Here is a 19215-nt window from a genome sequence, read left to right on the forward strand (position 1 = left end):
CGCTGTACTTCGTCCGGTCCCGGCCGCCGCCGGGGAAGAACCGTGCGCGGACGCGCCGTGGGGCCGGCCGGTTCACCCGCGTCCTAACCCGGTCACCTTCCGTGCCGGACATTGACCGTCCGCGACCGGCCGCTGATCCTGTGCGTGTCATTTCAGGGGACGCACTGGCTGCAGGGGATGCCAAATGAAAGTGCTGATCACTGGGGGAGCCGGGTTCATCGGCAGCACCATCGCCTCCGCCTTCGCCGAGCGCGGCGTCACACCCGTCGTGCTCGACAGCCTGGTCACGGGCAGGTCCGAGTTCGCCGCGGGCAAGATCTTCTACCAGGGCGACATCGGCGACGGCGACCTGGTCGACCAGATCTTCCGCGACCACCCCGACATCGCGGCGACCGTCCACTGCGCGGCGCTGATCGTGGTGCCCGACTCGATGGCGGACCCGCTGCGCTACTACCGGGTCAACCTGTCGAAGACCCTCGACCTCGCCGGCCACCTCGTGCGCAACGGCCGCGACCGGATGATCTTCGCGTCCACCGCCGGGATGTACCGCCCGGAACCCGACCTGTCGGTCTCGGAGACGTCGTTCCTCGAACCGCAGAACCCCTACACCCGCTCGAAGATGATGGCGGAGCTCCTCCTGCAGGACTTCTGCAAGGCCTACGACTTCCGCGTCATCTCGCTGCGCTACCTGAACCCGATCGGCGCCGACCCCCGGCTGCGCACCGGCCTGCAGAACAGCAAGCCCACGCACGCCCTCGGCAAGATGATCGAGTGCTACGGCCTCGGCGTCCCCTTCAAGATCACCGGCGTGGACTGGGACACCCGGGACGGCACCGCGATCCGCGACTACATCCACGTCTGGGACATCGCCCGCGCCTTCTACGAGGCCGCCGCCCGCTTCGACTCGATCGTCCCGCCGGTCGGCGACCACCCCCGCTACGAGGTCGTCAACCTCGGCACGGGCGACGGCACCACCGTCCGCGAACTGGTCGCCGCGTTCCGCGAGGTCGTCGGCGACGCCTTCGTGGCGGAGGACGCCCCGGCCCGTCCGGGCGACGTCGTCGGCGCGTACGTGAACCCGGCCAAGGCATGGGACCTCCTCGCCTGGAAGCCCGAATACACCATCGAAGACGCCATCCGCCACTCCCTCCAATGGGCGGCCCGCCGCCGCGAGCTGGACGTGGCCTGAGAATTCGGCTCGTCCGGCCCCTCCCCGCCTTCCGCCAGGAGGGGCCGGACGGCCCGCCATTCCCGGCAACGCGCGGAAAATCCCCTCGCACGTCCTGATCCGGCGGAGTAGTATCCACCCGGATTCCGCATCGAAAGGGATTTCCGTGGCCCTCGCACGCCCTAAGAACTGGGTACCGAACCGACCCGTGCAGGATTCCAGGCTGGCCTGGGAAGCCGCAATTCCCGAGCTGGCCCGCCGCTCCCGGAAATGGTGGACGGCGCCCCTGCGCATCGCCGGCGCGGCCGTCCCCAACAGGCGCGTGAACGGCGGCCTGGACGGCGGCGGCTCGACCGGCTTCGCCCGCGAGATCGGCCAGGATGCCTCCAGCGGACGTCTGAAGGACTATGCGATTCCGGTGGACGCCGTCGCCGAGCGCCTGAGCCCCGACGAACGCAAGACCCTGCGCGCCGAAGGCGTCCTCCCCGACTGGTTCTTCGACGCCGTCGAAGAACAACGCCGCGCCCACCGCAAACGCTGAAGCCTTTTTCGCGGTGGCGGCCGGCAATCACCGGCCCGTCACCGGCCGTTGTCGGCGCTCATTCCCTGGGGTCGGGGCGGCGGCCCGGGACGACGATGCCGTGCTCGTAGGCCAGCACGACCGCCTGGACCCGGTCGCGTAGGTGGAGCTTGGCGAAAACGCTGCCGACATGGCTCTTGACCGTGGCCTCCGTGACGACGAGCCGCGCCGCGATCTCCTGGTTCGACAGGCCCTGGGCCACGAGCAGGAGCATCTCGCGCTCGCGCGGGGTCAGCGCGGCCAGCAGGTCCGGCGCCGGCCGGACCGGGTCGGCGCGGTCGGCGTAGTCCTCGATCAGGCGGCGGGTGATCGACGGGGACAGCAGCGCCTCGCCCTGGTGGACGACGCGGATCGCCTCCAGCAGCCGCTCGCGGGGCGCGTCCTTCAGCAGGAATCCCGACGCCCCGGCGCGCAGCGCGCCGAACACGTACTCGTCGAGGTCATAGGTGGTGAGGATCAGCACCCGCGGGGGCCGGCCGGTGCCGGTGAGGCGGGCGGTGGCCTCGACGCCGTCCATCCGCGGCATCCGGACGTCCATCAGGACGACGTCGGGCCGCAGTTCCGCCGCCCGCGCGAGGGCCTCGTGGCCGTCCGCGGCCTCCCCGACGACCTCCAGTTCGGGACGGGTCTGCAGGAACAGCCGGAACCCGATCCGGATCAGTTCCTGATCGTCGACGATCAGCACCCGGATCGTCACGCGGGCTCCCCGATCGGCAGCCGCGCCGCGACCCGGAACCCGCCGCCGGGAACCCGCCCCGCCTCCAGCTCGCCGCCGTGCACCGCGACCCGCTCCCGCATCCCCACCAGGCCGTGCCCGCCGGGGCCGGGCTCGCCGGTCCCCGTCCCGTCGTCGTGCACCCGCACCTCCAGATCCGCTCGGCCGTAGGTCAGCCGCACCGTTACCGCCGCCGCCCCGGCGTGCTTCAGGGCGTTCGTCAGCGCCTCCTCGATGATCCGGTAGGCGGACAGCTCCACCCCGCCCGGCAGGCCCAGGGGTTCCCCGGCGATCTCCAGCCGGACCGGCAGCCCCGCCGCGCGAAACCCGGCGACCAGGTCGTCCAGGTCCGCCAGCGACGGCTGCGGCCGCGTCTCCGCCGCATGCTCCCCGCGCAGCAGGACGAGGATCCGCCGCAGCTCGGCCAGGCTCTCCTCGGCGCTGGCCTCCACCCGTTCCAGCGTCCGCGCGGCCACGCGCGGCTCCGTCTCCAGGACGTCGCGGGCGCCGCGGACCCCGATCAGCATCACCGTCACCGAGTGGGCGACGATGTCGTGCAGCTCCCGGGCGATCGAGCCGCGCTCGCGCTGCGCCGCGATCAGGTCGAGCTGCTCCCGCTCCCGTTCGAGGGTGGCGGCCCGTTCCTCGACCGCCCGGACGTAGCGGCGGCGCGTCTGCATGTAGGCGCCCAGCATCCACGCCCCGATCGGTACCGGCGGGGCGCTGACGCTGTCCGCGACGAGGAACACCACCACCGGTGCCAGCACCGCGAGCGAGACGCGCCGGTCGCGTGTTTCGGCGAGCGACCACAGCGCGACGACGACCGGCGCCCCTCCGGGCGAGTACCCGGCCGCCGTCAGCCCGGCCGCCGCCGCGACCGTCACCGCGGTCACCGCCACCCCGAACCGGCGGCGGGCCAGCAGCACCGCACCGGTGAGGGCGGTCACCGCGATCGGCAGGGCCGCGACCCGGCCGCCGTCGTTGAACAGCAGCCCCACTTCCACGACGGTCGCCGCCACCGCGACCGCGATGTCGGACAGCACCGGGCGGTGCGCGGCCCGCGGGCCCCGCACCGCCCGGATCCTCGCCGCGACGTTCACGCCAGGTCGCGCCGTCGTTCGCACGCGACCGCCACCAGCACCGCGAGCACCGTCCAGACCGCGAACACGGCGCCGGCCTCCGCGACCGTGAGCGTCGTGTTGTGCGTCCCGCCCGTCATGACGTCCGCCGTGCCGAACGGCGACAGGTTCGCCTCCCGCTCCCAGGCCCCGCTCACCAGGGGCTGCACCACCAGGGCCAGGATCAGCAGGACCACCGCGCCGACGACCGGGACGCGGATCAGCGCACCGAGCGCCGCGCCCAGCACCGTCGCCAGTACGAGCGCCCCGACGTTGCCCGCCACGGTCTCGGCCACCTGGCCGGACGTGAGGTCCGGGCCGGGCTGGTCCGCCAGCAGCGGCAGCGCCGTGCCGACCGCGGCCGCGTTGATCAGCAGCGCCAGCCCGAGGCCGGTCAGCGCGTACGCGGCGATCCGCACCGCCAGGACGGTCCCCCGGTCGCGCCGGGCGACCAGCGCCGTGGGCGCGGCGGTCCGGTGGCGGTACTCGCCCGCCGCGCCGACCAGGCCCCACAGCAGCAGGAGGACCGGGAGCCCCGACAGCGCCTCCCTCTTCTCCGCCACCTCGTCGAGCGTCCCCGACGCCTCGGCGACGAGCACCGCGTTCAGGACGGCGAAGGCCGTCCCCCCGGCCGCGAACCCCCACACGGCACGGGTCGTCACCGACTTCAGCAGCTCCCCCCGCAGCAGGCCGATCATCGCTCCACCCCTCCGGTGAGCTCGAGGAACACGTCCTCCAGCGACTCCACCGCACCGATCGGTCCCTCGTGCACCAGCCTGCCACGGTCGATGACGACCACGTCGTCGACCGTCCGCGCGGCCTCCGCGAGCAGGTGGCTGGACAGCAGGACCGTGCCGCCCTTCGCCACCCGGTCCCGCAGCATCGTCCGGAGCCACCGGATGCCCTGCGGGTCCAGCCCGTTGGCCGGCTCGTCCAGCACCAGGATCTCGGGGTCGCCCAGCAGCGCGGCGGCGAGCCCGAGCCGCTGCCGCATCCCCAGCGAGTAGGCGCCGACCCGGCGGCCCGCGGCCCCCGTCAGCTCGGCGACCTCCAGGACCTCGTCGACGCGCCGGCGCGGCAGTCCCGCCGCCAGCGCCAGCGCCCGCAGATGCGCGCGGGCCGACCGTGCGGGATGCGCGCCGCACGGCTCGATGTGGACGCCGATCCTGCGGGCGTCCGGCGCCGTCGAGGCCACCGGCGCCCCCAGCACCGTCACGGTGCCCGCCGACGGCCGCGCCAGCCCCGCGACCGCCTTCAACGCCGTCGTCTTGCCCGCCCCGTTCGGACCGAAGAACCCCGTCACCGCGCCCGGCCTGACCGCGAACGTCAGATCGTCGACCACCGTGCGCCGGCCGTACCGCTTGGTCAGCCCCTCGACCCTGATCGCGGGGACGGCCTCCGTCTGTGATGTCATGGCGCCCAGCTTCGGCCGCTCACGTCTCCCGGTCATCCGACCACGGTCGAAACCCGTCCTCCGACCTCGGCATGAGGGATCGGCGGGACGATCCCGGTCCAGACCCCGCCCGCCTGCACGTTCGCCGTCCGGCTTCCTCGTCCGGCCGAGCCGGCCGGCGCCGGTGATGAGTTGTCGTGCCCGCGGCCGTCATACCTATGACAGGACACGGCGCGAGGGAAGGATGACGCGATGGGTGCGGACGCGGTGCTGGAGGAGCTGGGTGTGAGCGGTCTTGGCGAGGTCGAGGAGCCGGCGTTCTCGGGGCTGGCGGAGCGGCACCGGCGGGAGCTGCACGTGCACTGCTACCGGATGCTCGGGTCGTTCGAGGACGCCGAGGACACCGTGCAGGAGACGTTCCTGCGCGCCTGGCGGCGGCGGGAGACCTTCGAGGGGCGGTCGACGTTCCGGGCGTGGCTGTACCGGATCGCCACCAACGCCTGCCTGGACCTGCTCGCCAAACGCCGCCCGGAGCCCGCGACCGGCGGTGAGGTGCCGTGGCTGCAGCCCTACCCGGACCGGCTGCTGGACGAGCTGCCCGCGGCCGGTGCGGACGAGCCGGAGGCCGCCGCCCTCGCACGGGAGACGATCGAGCTGGCGTACCTGGTCGCCGTCCAGCATCTCGCGCCGCGCCCGCGGGCCGCGCTCATCCTGCGGGACGTGCTCGACTGGCCCGCGAGGGACGTCGCCGAGTTCCTCGGGGACTCCGTCAACTCCGTGAACAGCGCCCTCCAGCGGGCCCGCGCCGGGATGCGGGAGCACCTGCCCGCCGAGCGGCAGGACTGGACCGGCGGCGAGGACGACGCCGGGACGCGCGAGCTGGTGCGCCGCTTCACCGACGCCAGTGCGGCCACGGACGTCAGCCGGCTCGCCACGATGCTGCGGGACGACGTCCGGTGCTCGATGCCGCCCACGCCGGGCCTGCGCATCGGCCGCGACGCGGTGGTGAACGACTGGGTCGAGGACGGTTTCGAGGGGATGACGGGCCTGCGCGGCGTCCCCGCCTTCGTGAACCGGCAGCCCGCCGTCGCCTTCTACCAGTGGCGGGAGCGGGAGGGCGCGTACCTGCCGCTGACGATCGACGTCCTGCGCGTCACCGGCGGGGCGATCACGGAGATCACCATCTTCCACGGCGACCGGTTCCCGCGGCTCGGGCTGCCGGAGCGCCTGCCGGCGGACGGCACGGAATAGGCCCGCTGCCCCCCAATGCCGATCACCGGACGATGGAGGACGACATGAACAGCACGAATGACACCGTCGAGACCCCGGAAACGGGCCGGGCCGGCCGGACGGGCCGATTCCGGGGGCTCGCCGGCATCGGCCTGGTCGCCGCGCTCGCGGCGATGGCGGCGGTGACCCTCGCCGCCGCGCTCGCCAAGGCCGCGGGCGTCGACTTCGAACTCCCCGACGGTGGCGGCGAGACGATTCCGCTGCCGGGGTTCGCCGTGGTGACCGGCTTCTTCTCGGCCGTGGGCATCGTCATCGCGGCCGCTCTTCTGCGCTGGAGCGCCCGCCCCGCCGAGCGGTTCGTGTGGACGGCCGTGTCGCTGACCGCGATCTCGTTGGTCCCGCCCGTCCTCGTGGGGGCGAACACCGCCACCGTCACCGCCCTCCTAGGGCTGCACCTCGTCGCCGCGGTGGTGATGATCCCTGCTTTGGCGCGCGGCCTCCGCCCCCGGCGGGATTCGGGTGCCGCCGGTCATGACAGTTCTGCCTTGAAGCCCTCGCGCCAGGAGGGGTAGCGCAGTTCCCAGCCGAGTTCCTTCTTGGCCCTGGCGTTGGAGAAGCCGCGTCCCTCGGTCATCATCAGCACCGCGACGTCCCCGGCGAGCGGCCGGGCCAGCCAGGCGGGGACGCGCATCGGGCGCTTCGCTCCCGCGCATTCCGCCAGGTAGGGCAGCCATTCGGCGGCGGGGGCCGGTTCGTCGTCGACGATGGCGAACACGCCCCGCGCCTTGTGCTCCACGGCCAGGACGGTGGCGGACGCCGCGTCGTCCAGATGAATCCACGAGCAGTACCCGCCGCCGCCCCCGACGACCGGGAACTGCCGCTTGCGGATCGGCTCGACCAGGTCGTCCATGGTGCCCGGCCCGTAGAACCAGCCGTAGCGCAGGACGGCGCCGCCCGCCTTGAGCACCGCGTCCTCGACGTGCCGGATCGCCGCCATCCCCGGTTCCGCGGCCGTCCCGGTCATCGGGTCGACCGGGTCCTGCTCGGTCTTCACCCGGCCGCCCTCGCGGATCCCGTTCCAGGCGCCGTAACTCTGCGCGACGAAATGCGGGACGCCGTGCGCCTCGGCGGCGGCCAGCAGGTGGTCCGTCCCCTCGGTGCGCAGCCGGTTGGTGCCGGCGAACCAGCGGTCCATGTGCTTCATGTCGGCCTTGCCGGCGTGCGCCACCGAGATCGCGGTCATCTGGTGGACGATCACGTCCGGACGCGAGGCCGCCACCGCGTCGCCGACCGACGCCGGCTCGAGGCCGTCCATGACGACGCCCTCGGCGCCCAGCCGTTCCAGCAGGTCCAGCTTCGCCGCGCTCGTCGCGGTCGCCGTCACCTGGTGGCCGCGCTCCACCAGCAGCGGCACCATGCGCCGTCCGAGAACCCCGCTTCCGCCTGCCACGAGCACCCGCATGACCATCACCTTCCGTGAGGAGTGCGTCCCTGATGAACGTCTCTATGCACCGGGACGAGACGGCCCGGCCGTCTGTGACATGGCCCGGTGCGAGGCGTAGGTCACATCCGGGCCGTGTCACACATCGCGAATTTGTCCCGTCTTCAAGGGCGTAACCATCAACCAGGACGAGGAGAGCCCGATGGAAGCGCGTTTGAACCTCTTCGAGAGCCCGGTCATGGCCAAGGTCGTCAAGCACCTGGTCGCCGCGGGCAAGGCGGTCGCGGACTCGTCGCTGCCGCTCGCGACGCAGGAGCTGGTGCGGCTCCGCGTCAGCCAGATCAACGGCTGCGCCTTCTGCGTCGACATGCACACCAAGGAGGCCGCGCACGCCGGGGAGACCGCCACCCGCCTCAACCTGGTCGCCGCCTGGCGGGAGGCCACGGTGTTCACCGAGGCCGAGCGCGCCGCCCTGGAGCTCGCGGAGCAGGGCACCCGCCTCGCCGACGCGGCCGGCGGCGTCCCCGACGACGTGTGGGCGAACGCCGCCAAGCACTACGACGAGGAGCAGCTCGCCGCCCTGGTGTGCGTCATCACCCTCATCAACGCCTTCAACCGCGGCAACGTCATCACCCAGCAGCCCGCCGGCGACTACCAGCCCGGTCAGTTCGCATAGCGGGGGCGCCCCGGGGCCGCGCTGGAGGACGTCTCCGACGGTGTGCCGCGACCCCGGGGCAATACATCTCATTTCGTTTATGTCGAATATGCCCGACTTGCTCCCCGTGGTTGTGGGGCGAAAGATAAATGTCGATCGACCGGGCGCGCATCGCGGATCTCGATAAGCTTGTCCTTTCTCCGGCAGGGACGGACAGGCTTTGGAGCCCCATGGACGAGGTGGCGTCGGCGATAAGGCGCGGGCTGCTGTGGCTCGAACGTGATCAGGAACGGGACGGCCACTGGTCGGACTCCGAAGGCCTTTCTCGCCTGTCCGCCACGGCGCACGCGGTGCGGGCCTTTGTCGCCTGCGGTTTCGAGAGCGATCACCACGTGGTCCGGCGCGCCGTCGCCTGGCTCATGCGGCCGGAATTGGCCGCCGGGACCAGCCATTACTTCTGGCGGCTCGGTCCCCTGTCGGAGCTCTACCGTTCCGGTGTCCCCGAGTCGCTGATCGAGCACGACCTCAGAGTCCTCCGAACGGCGATCGAGGATGGCGTCCGGCTGGACCGGCGGCTCAACTACCCCGCCTTCCTTCTCGACTGCCTGGCCAACCTGGATCAGGGGGCCGACCGCGACGAGGGACATGTCGACCAGTTGCGGGAGTTGCTGGCCATGGAGGAAGTCGACATCACTCCAGGGATATGGGCTTATGTCGCGCTGGAGCGGGTCGGCGCCGTCGAGGGGGTGTCGCTGGATCTCGAGAAGGTCGCCCGTTCGCTCCGGGAGAGCAACGGCTGCTACCACCTCAACGGTTCGGTGGCCGAGACGAGCTATTTCATATTGAACTGCGCGCGGTCCGACGTGCTCAGCGCCGATCCGGAGCTGTCGCCGATCATCGATGGCGCGGCGCGCTGGCTGATATCCCGGCAGATCACGCGCACCGGGAGCTGGCCGACCGAGCAGCCCCTCTACAACGGCTCCCCGCAGGCCCCGGCGTACTACACGGCACTGGCCTGCCGGGCGCTGTCGGCCTACCTGCAGCGGTACCGGCCGCGGTCGCTCGCGCAGACCGCCCTGCCGGACTGGAGTTTCAGGCGGCGGGTAACGACGATCACCAGGTATGCGTCCGCGACGATCCTGTGCTGCATCACCATGACCGCGGCCGGTCTGTTCCTCCCCTCCGGGGGCGCGGCACGGCTCATCACCACCTCCGGCATCATGGGCACCATGGGCACGGCACTCAGCGCCATCGCCTTCTTCTGGGAGGCGCGCGACCGATTCGGTCGCCACGGCCACCGCTGATCCCGCTTCGAGAGCCCTCCCCAGACCCGCCCGGCATCGGGTGATGCGACCACCGGTGTCATCGGATCGGTCGTGCGAGGCGTCCTCTTCAGAGAGCGGCTGCGGGGGTGGTCATGATCGCGGGGCATCAGGTCGCGTTCTTCACGCGGGAGTTGGACTCGCCCGACCCCCCGCGCCGCGCCGCCGCGGCGAAGGGGCTCAGCAGGGTGCCCGGTCATGCCGTCGAGTTGGCCGCTCTCCTCACGGACGCGTCGCCGCAGGTGCGGGCGGCGGCCGCCCTGGGGCTCGGACGGCAGGGGGAGGCCGTACCGGTCGAGCCGCTCGTCGCGTTGTGCTCCGACCCCGATGCCGAGGTCCGGCGGCGTGCGATCAACGCGCTGGTCCGGCTGGGTGCGACCGGGCCCGCGCTGACCACGGCGTTCCTGCGGCGGGTCGGGGACACCGAACTGCGCAACCGGACAGTGGTGCTCCAATGGCTGCTGCGGTCCGAGGTGCCGGTGCCCGCCGAGGAACTGATACCGCTGCTCGGCCACCGCGACCCCCTGATCTGGGCGCCCGCCAGAGGACTGCTGCGGCTGCTGCCCGAGGCGGACGCCCTCTTCGCCGACCTGGCGCGGACCGGCCCCGGCGAGGTCCGCCGCCGCGCGCTGGACATGCTGGGCGCACCGCAGGCCGACGTCCCCGGCCTGCGCTTTCACGCCGATGACGCGGCGCGCGAGCGGGCCTGGCGGCGGATGTGGGAGCCCGAGCCGCGGGTCGTCCCGGCGCTGCTGGCCGCCCTGGAGGACGAGACGGAGCCGTGGGCGCGCACCATGCTGTTCCGCGCACTGGCCGCACACCGGGCCCCCGAGGCCGTGGGGCCGGCCTCCGCCTGGCTGGACGACGCCGACTGCGGGCCCCACGCGGCGGTGGCGCTGGGCAGTGCCGGGACGGCCGAGGCGGTCGACCTCCTGCGGCGCTTCGCCGCCGGACGGCGGGACCCGGCGCTGCGTGGTGCGGCCGCTCGCGCGCTGGGCGAGGCCGCCGGCCTTGCCGCGGCGGAGACGCTGTTCGGCCTGCTCGACGACCTGTCCGAGCCGGTTCGCCTGGGCGCGGTCGACGGGCTGGGCGCCTTCTTCAGGCGAGCCGGCGGCTCCCTGTTCCAGCGGCTCGAACGGTGGCGCGCCGAACGCGTCCCCGGGGTCGTGGCCCCGCCCGCCGAGGACGAGGTGCGCGAACTGGCACGCCGGTCGGCCGACCGGCTGGTGCGCATGCTCCGCGGCGACGCGGAGAACGCTCTCGCCTACGGGAACGCGCTGTATCACATCCCGGAAGTGCGGCCGATGCTGCCGGCGCTGCTGGAGAACCGCGAGGGGCTCGTGCGCTCCACCGCGCTGTACCTCGCCGAGCGGTTCGGCGACATCGGCTTCGCGGGCAGGCTGCGGCTTCTGGACGATCCCGACTGGCGCGTGCGCGAGCGTGCGGCGGCGAGCTTCGACCGCCTGACCGACGAGCAGGCGCTCACGCGGGCCGAGCAGGACGCGCTGCGCCCCTACCTCGAACGCGCCCAGGACGACCCGGCCCACTACGTCCGCGTCTATGCGGCCAGAGCGCTCGCACGCCTCGACCGGGCCGACCGCTGACTGCGGCAGGCGGACGGCCAGGTCGAGGTGGGCGAGCGCCGCCGAGCACTACGGCGAGGAGCAGCCCGCCGGCGACCACCGGCCCGGTCAGTTCGGCTGATAGACGCGGACCTTCGGCGGCTCGGCCGTCCGGGTGGCGGGACGTCCGGGGAACCACCAGTTGGCCTTGCCGCACAGCTCCATCACGGCGGGGACGAGGACCATCCGGACGACGGTGGCGTCGATGAACACGGCGACGACCATTCCCAGACCTCCCTGCTTGACCGCGATGTCGGGGCCGAGCAGGGAGGTGGTGAAGACGGCGATCATGATGGCGGCCGCCGCGGTGATGACCTTGGCGGTCCGCGCCAGCCCGCGGGCCACGGCCGCGCGGGTGTCGCCGGTCCGCTCGTACTCCTCGCGGACGCGTGAGATCAGGAAGACCTGGTAGTCCATCGACAGGCCGAACAGGACCGGGAACATCATCATCGGCACCCAGGTCGTGACCGGCATCGCGGCGGGGAACCCGAGGGCCGGGCCGAGCCAGCCCCACTGCACGACCGCCACCACGACGCCGTAGGCGGCGCCGATGGACAGCAGGTTCACGACGGCGGCCTGCAGCGCGATGGTGACCGACCGGACGAGCGCGATCAGCAGCACCATGGACATCGCGATCACGACGGCGATCATCAGCGGCAGCCGCGAGCCGGACTCCTCGGCGGCGTCGATGGTGCCGGCGTTCGGCCCGCCGAGGAGGAACGCCTCGCCGCCCGGCGCGCGGGGCAGCACGTCGTCGCGGAGCTCGTGCACCAGGTCCGCGGTCGCCTCGTCCTGGTAGCCGGTCGTGGGGAAGGCCATGAAGGTGGCGGCCCGCCCGTCCTCGCTGATCCGGGGCGGTGTGGTGTGGGCGATGCCCTCGGTCCCGCCGACGGCTTCGACGACGGGGCGCACATCGGCGTCCCGGGAGCCGATCTCGGCGGCGAAGATCAGGGGCGCTCCGTAGCCCGGGCCGAAGCCCTCGGCGAGGATCTCGTGCGAGACGTAGCTGCTCCGGTCGCGGGGCTGGACGCTGGCGTCGGGCTGGCCCAGCCGCATCGACAGCGTCGGGGCGGCCAGCAGCAGCAGGATCGCGCCGGCCAGCACGGCAGCGGTCAGCGGCCGGCGCTGCACCACGCCGGCCCAGCGCTCGGCGGGGGTGCGGCGCTCGCGGGCCGGGGCATCGGCGGGCCGGCCGGCGCGGGACCTCCGGCGCGGCAGCCGCAGTGAGTTGATCTTGTATCCGGTGAAACCCAGCAACGCGGGCAGCAGCGTCACCGCGGCGATCATCGTGATCAGTACCGTGATCGAGGTGGCGACGGCCAGCCCGGTCATCAGCCGCTGACCCATGACGAGCAGGCCCATCAGCGCGATCACGACGGTCGTGCCGGCGAACAGGACCGCGCGGCCGGCGGTGCCGACGGCCCCCGCCACGGCGCCCTCGGGCTCCTCGCCGTCCCGGAGGTCGTCCTTGTAGCGCGTCACGATGAACAGCGCGTAGTCGATACCGACGCCGAGCCCGATCATCGCGCCGAAGACCAGCGTGAAGTCCGGCGCGGGGGCGAGATGGCCCACCAGCTTCGTCAGCGCCAGGCCGCCCGCGATCGCCAGCAGCGCGGTCGCGATCGGCAGGCCCATCGCCACCAGCGATCCGAACGCGATGAACAGGATCACCGCCGCCGCCAGGATGCCCACGCCCTCGGCCGGGCCCTGCGGGGGCGTCTCGGCCTTCTCCGCCATGTACCCGCCGAGCGCGAGCACGACGGTGCCGTCGGAGGCGTCCTTGACCTCGTCCACCAGGGGCTTGACGTCGGCCTTCGCCACCTCCCTGTCGCTCAGCGGGACGGTCGTCCGGGCGATGCGGCGGTCCTTCGTCACCAGGCTCTCGTCCTGGTACGGCGAGACCACGGGGCCCGTGACGGGCGACGCGTCGAGAGCGGCGATGGTCTTCTCGACCTTCCGCCGGACGGCGGGGTCGTCGATCCCCTTCTCCGCCTTGATCGCGAGGGTGAGCGTGTCGCCCTGCCGCTCGGGGAAGTGCTTCTCGATCAGTGCCTGCGCCTTGGCGGAGCCGGAGTCCCCGCCGGAGAAGTCGTTGTCGGGGGGAGCGCCGTACCCGAAGCCGGCGAACGCCACGGCGAGCACGCCGGCGATCCAGGCCAGGAGGACGAGGCGGCGGCGCCGGTAGCAGAACCGGGCCAGTCCCGCCAGGGCTCCGCCTGTACGGGGAGTCTCGGTTTTCGTCATTTCACGTGAGTCCTTGCCGTTGCGATCCGATGACGGAATGTGGCCCGATCCTGCACGCCGGACGCGATGCCGGTCGTCCGCCGTACGCAGGCAATTCCTGCTGCCGCCGATGCCGCACCCGGTTACCGCGGAGACCGCAGGAGCCGGGAGAGTACTGCGGGCGCGGTAGCCGGCAATTCGTCTGCGGGCAGGAGCCGCGCGCGGAAACACCTGGTTAAAGTGCGCGTATGAGCACAGCACCGCCCGGCCTCTGGACCAGGCACAGGGATCGGGTGATCGCGGCAGGCGTGACGGCGGTGCTGCTGGTCACCGCGCTGGCCGAGGACCGTCCCGGCTCGGGTCTCGCCGGGCTCGGCTACGCGCTGGTGGTGGCGGGCGGCCTGTCGCTGGCGGCGTCCCGCCGGGCCCCGGTCGCCGTGCTGGCCGCCACCGGGCTGTGCGCGGCGGGCTACCAGGCGATCGGTCTCGACGTGCCCGCCGTCGCGTACCTGTTCGCCGTGTACGCCGCCGTGCGGGCTGGGCACCGGATCGTCACCGTCGTGGCCAGCGCCGCCCTGCTGGCCGTCCTCCCGTTCGCGATCATGGCCTCGCCCGCGGACGGGTCCGTGGGCGAGGCGTTCACCCGGGCCCGGGGCGTCCTCGAACTGGCCTGGCTGGTCGCCGCCGGCGCCGCCGGGGAGGCGCTGCGGCAGGCCGAGCGCCGGGCGGACGAGGCCGAGCGCACCCGGGAGGAGGCCGCCCGGCTGCGCGCGTCCGAGGAGCGGCTGCACATCTGCGGTGAACGCGTAGCCCCGTTCGCTTAGGTGTTTGACCTGGGGAAATGAGGCTATGTGTTCGCCGGGTCGGGGGTTTGGCCCGTGGGGAGCCCGTGAGCGCCGGGAACGTCTCGGGAGGGCTCAGAGTCGCTGAGAGCGGCGTCTATGAGGCGGTTTGCCTCTTGCTCCATGCCGGTGAACCAGTGCGCGTATGTGGACAGCAGGACCGTTAGGGAGTGTCCCAGACGGCGGGCTATCTCGGTTGCGGGAACGCCGGAGTTGAGGAGGAGGGATGCGCAGCCGTGCCGCAGGTCATAGGGCCGCTTGGCCAGGCCCGCCGCTTGCTCGGTGTCGGACAGCGCGACGGCCCGCGCACGCCGCCACAACTGCCCGTACATGACGTTGGTGATCGGAGCGTGTTCGGCACCGGCCGCCGTGTCGAAGAACACCCGCCCGTCGGGAGCGGTCCCCCAGCGTTCCAGGTGTGCGCGCAGCAGCGCGACCAGGACCGGGGGGAGCGGAACGATGCGCACGGCACCGGCCGGGCGGTGCTTGAGGGCGCGCGGGTCGTACTGGCCGCCGTCATCGGTCCACTTGTCTCCCACGTCGGGAGTGGACCCCGCCAGGGTGGCCGACCCCCACCCGGACGCAGGCAGGGTGAGGTCATCGCCGCGCAGGTGCCGCGCCTCAGCAGGACGGAGCCCGGCGTAGTAGAGCACGGCGAAGAACGCCGCCAAGTGCGGGCCGCGCCCTTTGCCGTTGGTCAGGCCCGCCACCGCCGCCAGCAGCCGCCGCGCCTGTTCCAGGTTGGGCACCGCGCGCGGGTCCACGGCGTCAGTGATCCGGGCACGCTTGACCTTGATCCCGGCGACCGGGTTGACCGCGAGGAGCTTGCGCTCTACCGCGTACTCCAGGCAGGTGTGCCAGACGCCGCGCCGCCGCGCCAGTGTCTTGGCCGCCGCGCGCTTGCCGTTGATGTTCTGGGCCAGCGCAGACAGCCCTTCCCGGATCACCTCTGCGTCGGTCAGGTCAGCCAGCGGGCGGGATGCGTCGGCCAGCCACGCCAGCGCCGAGGCGATGTCGTCGGGTACGGGCCGCTCCCAGGTGGGAGGGATGAAGGCGTACGAACGCAGAGCGCGCCGGAGCAGCGCGTCAGCGGGGCGGTTGCGCTTTGCTTTGCGCGGGTCCAGCAGCGCGAGTGTGACCGGGACGAGTTGGTCAGCGGTGCACTTGCGGGAGTTGGCCGGAGAGTCCGCCCACCGCATCGCAGCGTAGGAACGCGCGAGGGAGTAGAAGGTTTCGCTGCTGCGCTCCCAGGAGGCCGGTTCACCGGTCGCCAGGCTGAACACCTCACCGTTGCGGGCCGCCGCCACCAGGCCCGCCCGGTAGGTCTCGCCGAGTGCTTTGGTCAGGTAGGACCGGGAGAACTGTGCGGCGTCCACGCGCCAGCGCACCTCCCACGGCTTGCGCCTGTTCGCGCGCTTGCGAATCTGCCAGAATTGGATGTCCTGTGCTTTGATCACCGGAGCAACTCCGTTCCGTCCGTTTCGAGCCTGTGAAGCCATTCTATGAAATCTGCGCGCACAATTCTCAGCTCATTGTTCGGGAGCCGGAAGGCTTTAGGGCCGCGCCCCGTAGCAAGCCACCGGTACACCGTAGAACGCGCTACATGCAGCTCAGAGGCCATGTCGCGGACCGACATGACATCGACGGAGGCCATTTGACGCCACCTCTTAAATTGTCACTACGGGCCAGCTGTGGGCCAGCAGAAATGCGGACACGAGAGAAGGTGATCAACGACCGGAACCGGCCAATTTCTGTCGCATAATTGCCGCATGCAGCCCTTGACTTAAAGTCGCTGGAATGCATGGGGTTGCGGCCGGCGGCCACCCACCACCCCGACCGATCACCTCGGGGCTGGCCACCGCGCGCACGTGCCGCCCGCCGCCGCGTAGCGGCCCGCGCATACTCCATCGAGCCGCTACGCGGCGCGTCCTGCCGTGCGACCCTGCCCGCGCACCCGGCCCGCCGTCCCGCACGCCGGACCCCGTGGCCACGGGCAGGGCCGCGCTCATCGTGCGCCCGTGACCGCGACCAGCAGCGGCCCCGCCAGCATCGCCACCAGGCCCGCCACCGCCGCCGCGACCAGCACCGCCCCGCACACCCCGAACCAGTGCACCCGCACCAGCCGCACCCCGCCCAGAACCGTGCGCAGGGCCGCGCGCACCGTCCCGCGGATTGCCAGCCGTCCCAGCCGGACACCGCCCGCCAGCAGCGCCCCGGCCGCCTCCACGGCCACCGCCGCCAGCACCGCCCGCACCAGGACCGCCGTCCCGATCGGGGCGGGCTCCACCGGCCGGATCGTCGTCTCACCCATCGCCGTCTCACCGATCGTCGTCGTGTCACGCATCGCCGCTACCTCCATGCCGTTGCTGCCACTGCTGAGGGGAAGGGGGGTTCATCGGGCGGGCCGCCGCCGGGGGGAACGGTGCCCGCGACACCGGCGGGACCGGACGCAGCGCCGGAGCAGACGGCGGCACCGTGGGCGGGGGCGGGAGGGGACGGCCGCGCGTGAAGGCCATCAGCACCCACTCACACACGATCCGCACGACCAGAACCCCCGCGACCCCGGCCGCCAGGACCAGCGGCGCGAGCCACCACCAGCCGCCGCCCGCCCACGCCGCGACCGACCACACCAGCAGCAGCCCCATCAGGGACCCGCAGCCGATGAACCCGGCCGAGGCGACGTACAGCCAGCCGACCAGGCGCGGCGTGATCATCCGCGTGAACCCCACATCGGCCAGCCCGCGCAGCACACCGGGCGCACGCTCCGGACCCCGGCTCACGGCCCCCACCACCCGCACGCCGAGCCCAGCCAGCCCACCGGGAGGACCACCAGGACGCCGAACCAGACGGCCGACCAGAACAGGCGCGGGAAACGGTGCCGCAGCGGCACCCGCCAGCGCAGCACCACCCGGCCCCCGCCCCCGCCGAACCCGAGCCGGACCAGGATCGGCAGCGCGGCCAGCGCCACCAGCACAACCAGAGCATCAGCCATCGTCGGCCCCCCTCCGCGCCACCGAGGCGATATCGGCATGCGCACGCGCCGCCGCGTGATCGCGCGCCAGCGTCGCGGCGAGATCGGCGTCACCCAGCCGCGCCCAGCCGCTCCCCGCGAACCGCCAGTCGCGCACCAGCAGCGCCCCGCCGTCGTGTTCGGCCTCCGCCCACGGGTCACGCCCGGCACGGTCGGTGTGGCCCCGCGCCCGTTCGCGTGCCCGCTCGATCCGCCAGGCCCGCCGCACCGCGCGCAGGGTGCCCCGCGTGACCGAGTACCACCGCGATTTCGTCGCGAAGTGCCCCCGGAAACCGAGGCTGTGAACGTGTTCGGCCAGCCGCAGGCGGGCGCACTCCGGACGCTCGGCCAGCCGCAGGCACGCCGACACCAGCAACGACACATGCGGGTTATCCACACGCCGCAGCACCCGCCCCGCAGCCCGCGCCGAGAACCGCCGCGCAGGCAGTCCCGCGAAGGTGTCGGCCGCCGTTTTGGTGGCGTATTTGGCCAGATACGCCGCCGCCCGCCCCGGATCACCCACCGCCAACACATCGAGTTGCGAACCCCAGCGGGCGACCGCGCCGACCCGCGCCCCGGTATCGGGGAGCCGCACCCCGACCCGCCCGGCCGCGTCCCGAACGGCCGCCTCCAACGCGGTCACGTCCGCCCACGCCGGAGGAGCCACCACCGACCGCACATCACCGTCTACGCCGTCCAGGCGGATCACCGCGTGCAGATGCACCGCCCCGCGCCGCTGATACTCCGCCACCTTCACGTAGGAGACCCGCACCAGCGTGCGGACCGCCCGCACCGTGACCGCCGCCCCCGTCCGCTCAGACCCGATCCGCGCCAGCGCCCGGTACAGGTAGATCACCGTGCGCCGCCACAACTCCGGCACCGCCGCATGCCACAGCACATGACCGGCGTAGTCGTAGCAGTCCCAGCACAGCGGACGACCGACCACCGGATCATCCGGCCCGTGCCGCCCGTCGCACCACGCCCGCACCGCGTGACGGCACACCAGCGGCCCCCGCCGCTCCCGGCACGGACCCTCCGACGTCACGCGGTGCACCGCCCCGAACGAAGGCGCGGTGAACGTCGCCAGCACCGCCGGATGCCCCGCCACGCTCGCCGGGACCGCATCCACCCGCCCCGGCAGACGCGGCGCACGCCCCCGCAGGCCCGCCGCGATCAACTGCCAGGTATCCCGCCGGTACGTCGCCGCGCACGACGGACACACCGCCGCCCGCCGATCCCCGCACGCCAGCAACAGCACCCCATCGGGCTCACCGTCCGATGACCATTCAGCCCGCGCCTCACCCGTACGCGGGTCCACCACCGTCGCGCCACCGCGCACCCGCACCGGCCGGGAGCAATGCCCCGTGTGCGCCACCTGACGCGCCCACGCCCCCCACTCCTGCGCATCCCCGACGCGCGCCAGCATCCCCGCCAGCACCCCGCCCCGCACCACACCCGAAGCCGACCCCGAAACCCCCACCGGTCGCGCGTCGCGGGAACCGGGCGCGGTGGCCGGCAGGACTACGCCCCTCCGGGGTGACCTGCGGTCATCCCGCCGGCTACCGCTCAGCACTGCGCACCGCCCGACGCACCGCCCGAGCCCGCCGACCCGCCGTCCGCACCGTGACGGCCCCGTGCCCCGTAGCCGTAGACGAACCGCCACAGGCACCACGAGAGCGCGTACCAGTCGGGCGAGTCGTCCTCTATCGCGGGGAACCCGAACCCCGCGAGTACGTCACCTACTTCACGTACCACCGCCGCCGAGAACCCGTCATCGGCCAGCCGCTCCGGACGCGGCACCGGATACACCCGGCCCGCCACCGCCGCCGCGCACGGACACACCCGCGCCGCCAACTCCTGTGAGACGTCCGCCATCGTGCAACTCCCATCGGAAGG

At 72.8% G+C, this 19215-nt stretch carries 21 protein-coding genes; 8 read left to right on the forward strand and 13 right to left on the reverse strand.

What is annotated here, in order from left to right; translation table 11 throughout:
- Nucleotides 1-184 precede the first annotated feature (184 nt).
- Nucleotides 185-1189: a UDP-glucose 4-epimerase GalE gene (gene galE / locus SM611_RS13185; protein ID WP_371949785.1), complete on the forward strand. Its 1005-nt coding sequence runs from the start codon at nt 185-187 to the stop codon at nt 1187-1189.
- Nucleotides 1190-1334: 145 nt separating this feature from the next.
- A complete protein-coding gene (locus SM611_RS13190) occupies nt 1335-1709 on the forward strand; it encodes a hypothetical protein (RefSeq protein ID WP_371949786.1) in 375 nt (124 codons plus the stop codon).
- A 58-nt stretch (nt 1710-1767) separates the two neighbouring features.
- Here SM611_RS13190 and SM611_RS13195 read toward each other — a convergent pair whose 3' ends face one another.
- From SM611_RS13195 to SM611_RS13210, 4 genes are read right to left on the reverse strand one after another with little or no spacing between them, the layout of a single operon-like run.
- Complete coding sequence (locus tag SM611_RS13195) at nt 1768-2445, reverse strand: response regulator (protein WP_371949787.1); 678 nt, start codon at nt 2443-2445, stop codon at nt 1768-1770.
- Nucleotides 2442-3536 carry a sensor histidine kinase gene (locus tag SM611_RS13200; RefSeq protein WP_371949788.1) on the reverse strand — a complete coding sequence of 365 codons (1095 nt, stop codon included), beginning with the start codon at nt 3534-3536 and terminating at the stop codon, nt 2442-2444. Before SM611_RS13200 ends, SM611_RS13195 begins: the two co-directional genes overlap by 4 nt.
- A gap of 23 nt (nt 3537-3559) precedes the next feature.
- Complete coding sequence (locus SM611_RS13205; RefSeq protein ID WP_371949789.1) at nt 3560-4279, reverse strand: hypothetical protein; 720 nt, start codon at nt 4277-4279, stop codon at nt 3560-3562.
- Nucleotides 4276-4995, reverse strand: coding sequence for an ABC transporter ATP-binding protein (locus SM611_RS13210; protein WP_371949790.1), 720 nt, complete (start codon nt 4993-4995; stop codon nt 4276-4278). The genes SM611_RS13205 and SM611_RS13210 overlap by 4 nt, the downstream gene beginning before the upstream one ends.
- A gap of 231 nt (nt 4996-5226) precedes the next feature.
- On the opposite strand from SM611_RS13210, the gene SM611_RS13215 reads away from it, so the two are divergent.
- Both SM611_RS13215 and SM611_RS13220 read left to right on the forward strand, forming a co-directional pair.
- On the forward strand, nt 5227-6225 hold the full coding sequence (locus SM611_RS13215) for an RNA polymerase subunit sigma-70 (protein ID WP_371949791.1): 999 nt from the start codon (nt 5227-5229) through the stop codon (nt 6223-6225).
- Nucleotides 6226-6269: 44 nt separating this feature from the next.
- Nucleotides 6270-6776 (forward strand): DUF6069 family protein, encoded by a 507-nt coding sequence (locus tag SM611_RS13220; protein ID WP_371949792.1) that lies wholly within the window; start codon nt 6270-6272, stop codon nt 6774-6776.
- Here SM611_RS13220 and SM611_RS13225 read toward each other — a convergent pair.
- Nucleotides 6734-7666, reverse strand: a complete 933-nt coding sequence (locus tag SM611_RS13225; protein ID WP_371949793.1) for an NAD-dependent epimerase/dehydratase family protein — start codon at nt 7664-7666, stop codon at nt 6734-6736. The two genes, SM611_RS13220 and SM611_RS13225, sit on opposite strands and share 43 nt — an antisense overlap.
- A 181-nt stretch (nt 7667-7847) precedes the next feature.
- On the opposite strand from SM611_RS13225, the gene SM611_RS13230 reads away from it, so the two are divergent.
- The 3 genes from SM611_RS13230 (at nt 7848) to SM611_RS13240 (ending at nt 11226) form a co-directional block, all read left to right on the forward strand.
- Entirely contained in the window at nt 7848-8321 is a 474-nt protein-coding gene (locus SM611_RS13230; RefSeq protein ID WP_371949794.1) for a carboxymuconolactone decarboxylase family protein, read from the forward strand.
- 128 nt (nt 8322-8449) lie between these two features.
- Nucleotides 8450-9604: a hypothetical protein gene (locus tag SM611_RS13235; RefSeq protein WP_371949795.1), complete on the forward strand. Its 1155-nt coding sequence runs from the start codon at nt 8450-8452 to the stop codon at nt 9602-9604.
- Between the two features lie 113 nt (nt 9605-9717).
- Entirely contained in the window at nt 9718-11226 is a 1509-nt protein-coding gene (locus SM611_RS13240) for a HEAT repeat domain-containing protein (RefSeq protein WP_371949796.1), read from the forward strand.
- 87 nt (nt 11227-11313) lie between these two features.
- Here SM611_RS13240 and SM611_RS13245 read toward each other — a convergent pair whose 3' ends face one another.
- A complete protein-coding gene (locus SM611_RS13245; RefSeq protein WP_371949797.1) occupies nt 11314-13488 on the reverse strand; it encodes an MMPL family transporter in 2175 nt (724 codons plus the stop codon).
- 227 nt (nt 13489-13715) lie between these two features.
- On the opposite strand from SM611_RS13245, the gene SM611_RS13250 reads away from it, so the two are divergent.
- Nucleotides 13716-14291, forward strand: a complete 576-nt coding sequence (locus SM611_RS13250) for a hypothetical protein (RefSeq protein ID WP_371949798.1) — start codon at nt 13716-13718, stop codon at nt 14289-14291.
- 23 nt (nt 14292-14314) lie between these two features.
- On the opposite strand, the gene SM611_RS13255 is transcribed toward SM611_RS13250, so the two are convergent.
- From SM611_RS13255 to SM611_RS13285, 7 genes are all read right to left on the reverse strand, one after another.
- Nucleotides 14315-15766, reverse strand: coding sequence for a tyrosine-type recombinase/integrase (locus tag SM611_RS13255; protein WP_371949799.1), 1452 nt, complete (start codon nt 15764-15766; stop codon nt 14315-14317).
- Entirely contained in the window at nt 15763-15963 is a 201-nt protein-coding gene (locus SM611_RS13260) for a helix-turn-helix transcriptional regulator (protein ID WP_371949800.1), read from the reverse strand. Before SM611_RS13260 ends, SM611_RS13255 begins: the two co-directional genes overlap by 4 nt.
- A gap of 351 nt (nt 15964-16314) precedes the next feature.
- Nucleotides 16315-16653 (reverse strand): hypothetical protein, encoded by a 339-nt coding sequence (locus tag SM611_RS13265; protein WP_371949801.1) that lies wholly within the window; start codon nt 16651-16653, stop codon nt 16315-16317.
- Nucleotides 16646-17089 (reverse strand): DUF4282 domain-containing protein, encoded by a 444-nt coding sequence (locus tag SM611_RS13270; protein WP_371949802.1) that lies wholly within the window; start codon nt 17087-17089, stop codon nt 16646-16648. The genes SM611_RS13265 and SM611_RS13270 overlap by 8 nt, the downstream gene beginning before the upstream one ends.
- Entirely contained in the window at nt 17086-17301 is a 216-nt protein-coding gene (locus SM611_RS13275) for a hypothetical protein (RefSeq protein WP_371949803.1), read from the reverse strand. Before SM611_RS13275 ends, SM611_RS13270 begins: the two co-directional genes overlap by 4 nt.
- Complete coding sequence (locus tag SM611_RS13280; RefSeq protein WP_371949804.1) at nt 17294-18745, reverse strand: replication initiator; 1452 nt, start codon at nt 18743-18745, stop codon at nt 17294-17296. Before SM611_RS13280 ends, SM611_RS13275 begins: the two co-directional genes overlap by 8 nt.
- Nucleotides 18746-18885: 140 nt before the next feature.
- Complete coding sequence (locus SM611_RS13285) at nt 18886-19194, reverse strand: hypothetical protein (protein ID WP_371949805.1); 309 nt, start codon at nt 19192-19194, stop codon at nt 18886-18888.
- Between the last annotated feature and the right edge of the window lie 21 nt (nt 19195-19215).

This window comes from Actinomadura monticuli, assembly GCF_041463655.1.
Classification (GTDB): domain Bacteria; phylum Actinomycetota; class Actinomycetes; order Streptosporangiales; family Streptosporangiaceae; genus Spirillospora; species Spirillospora monticuli.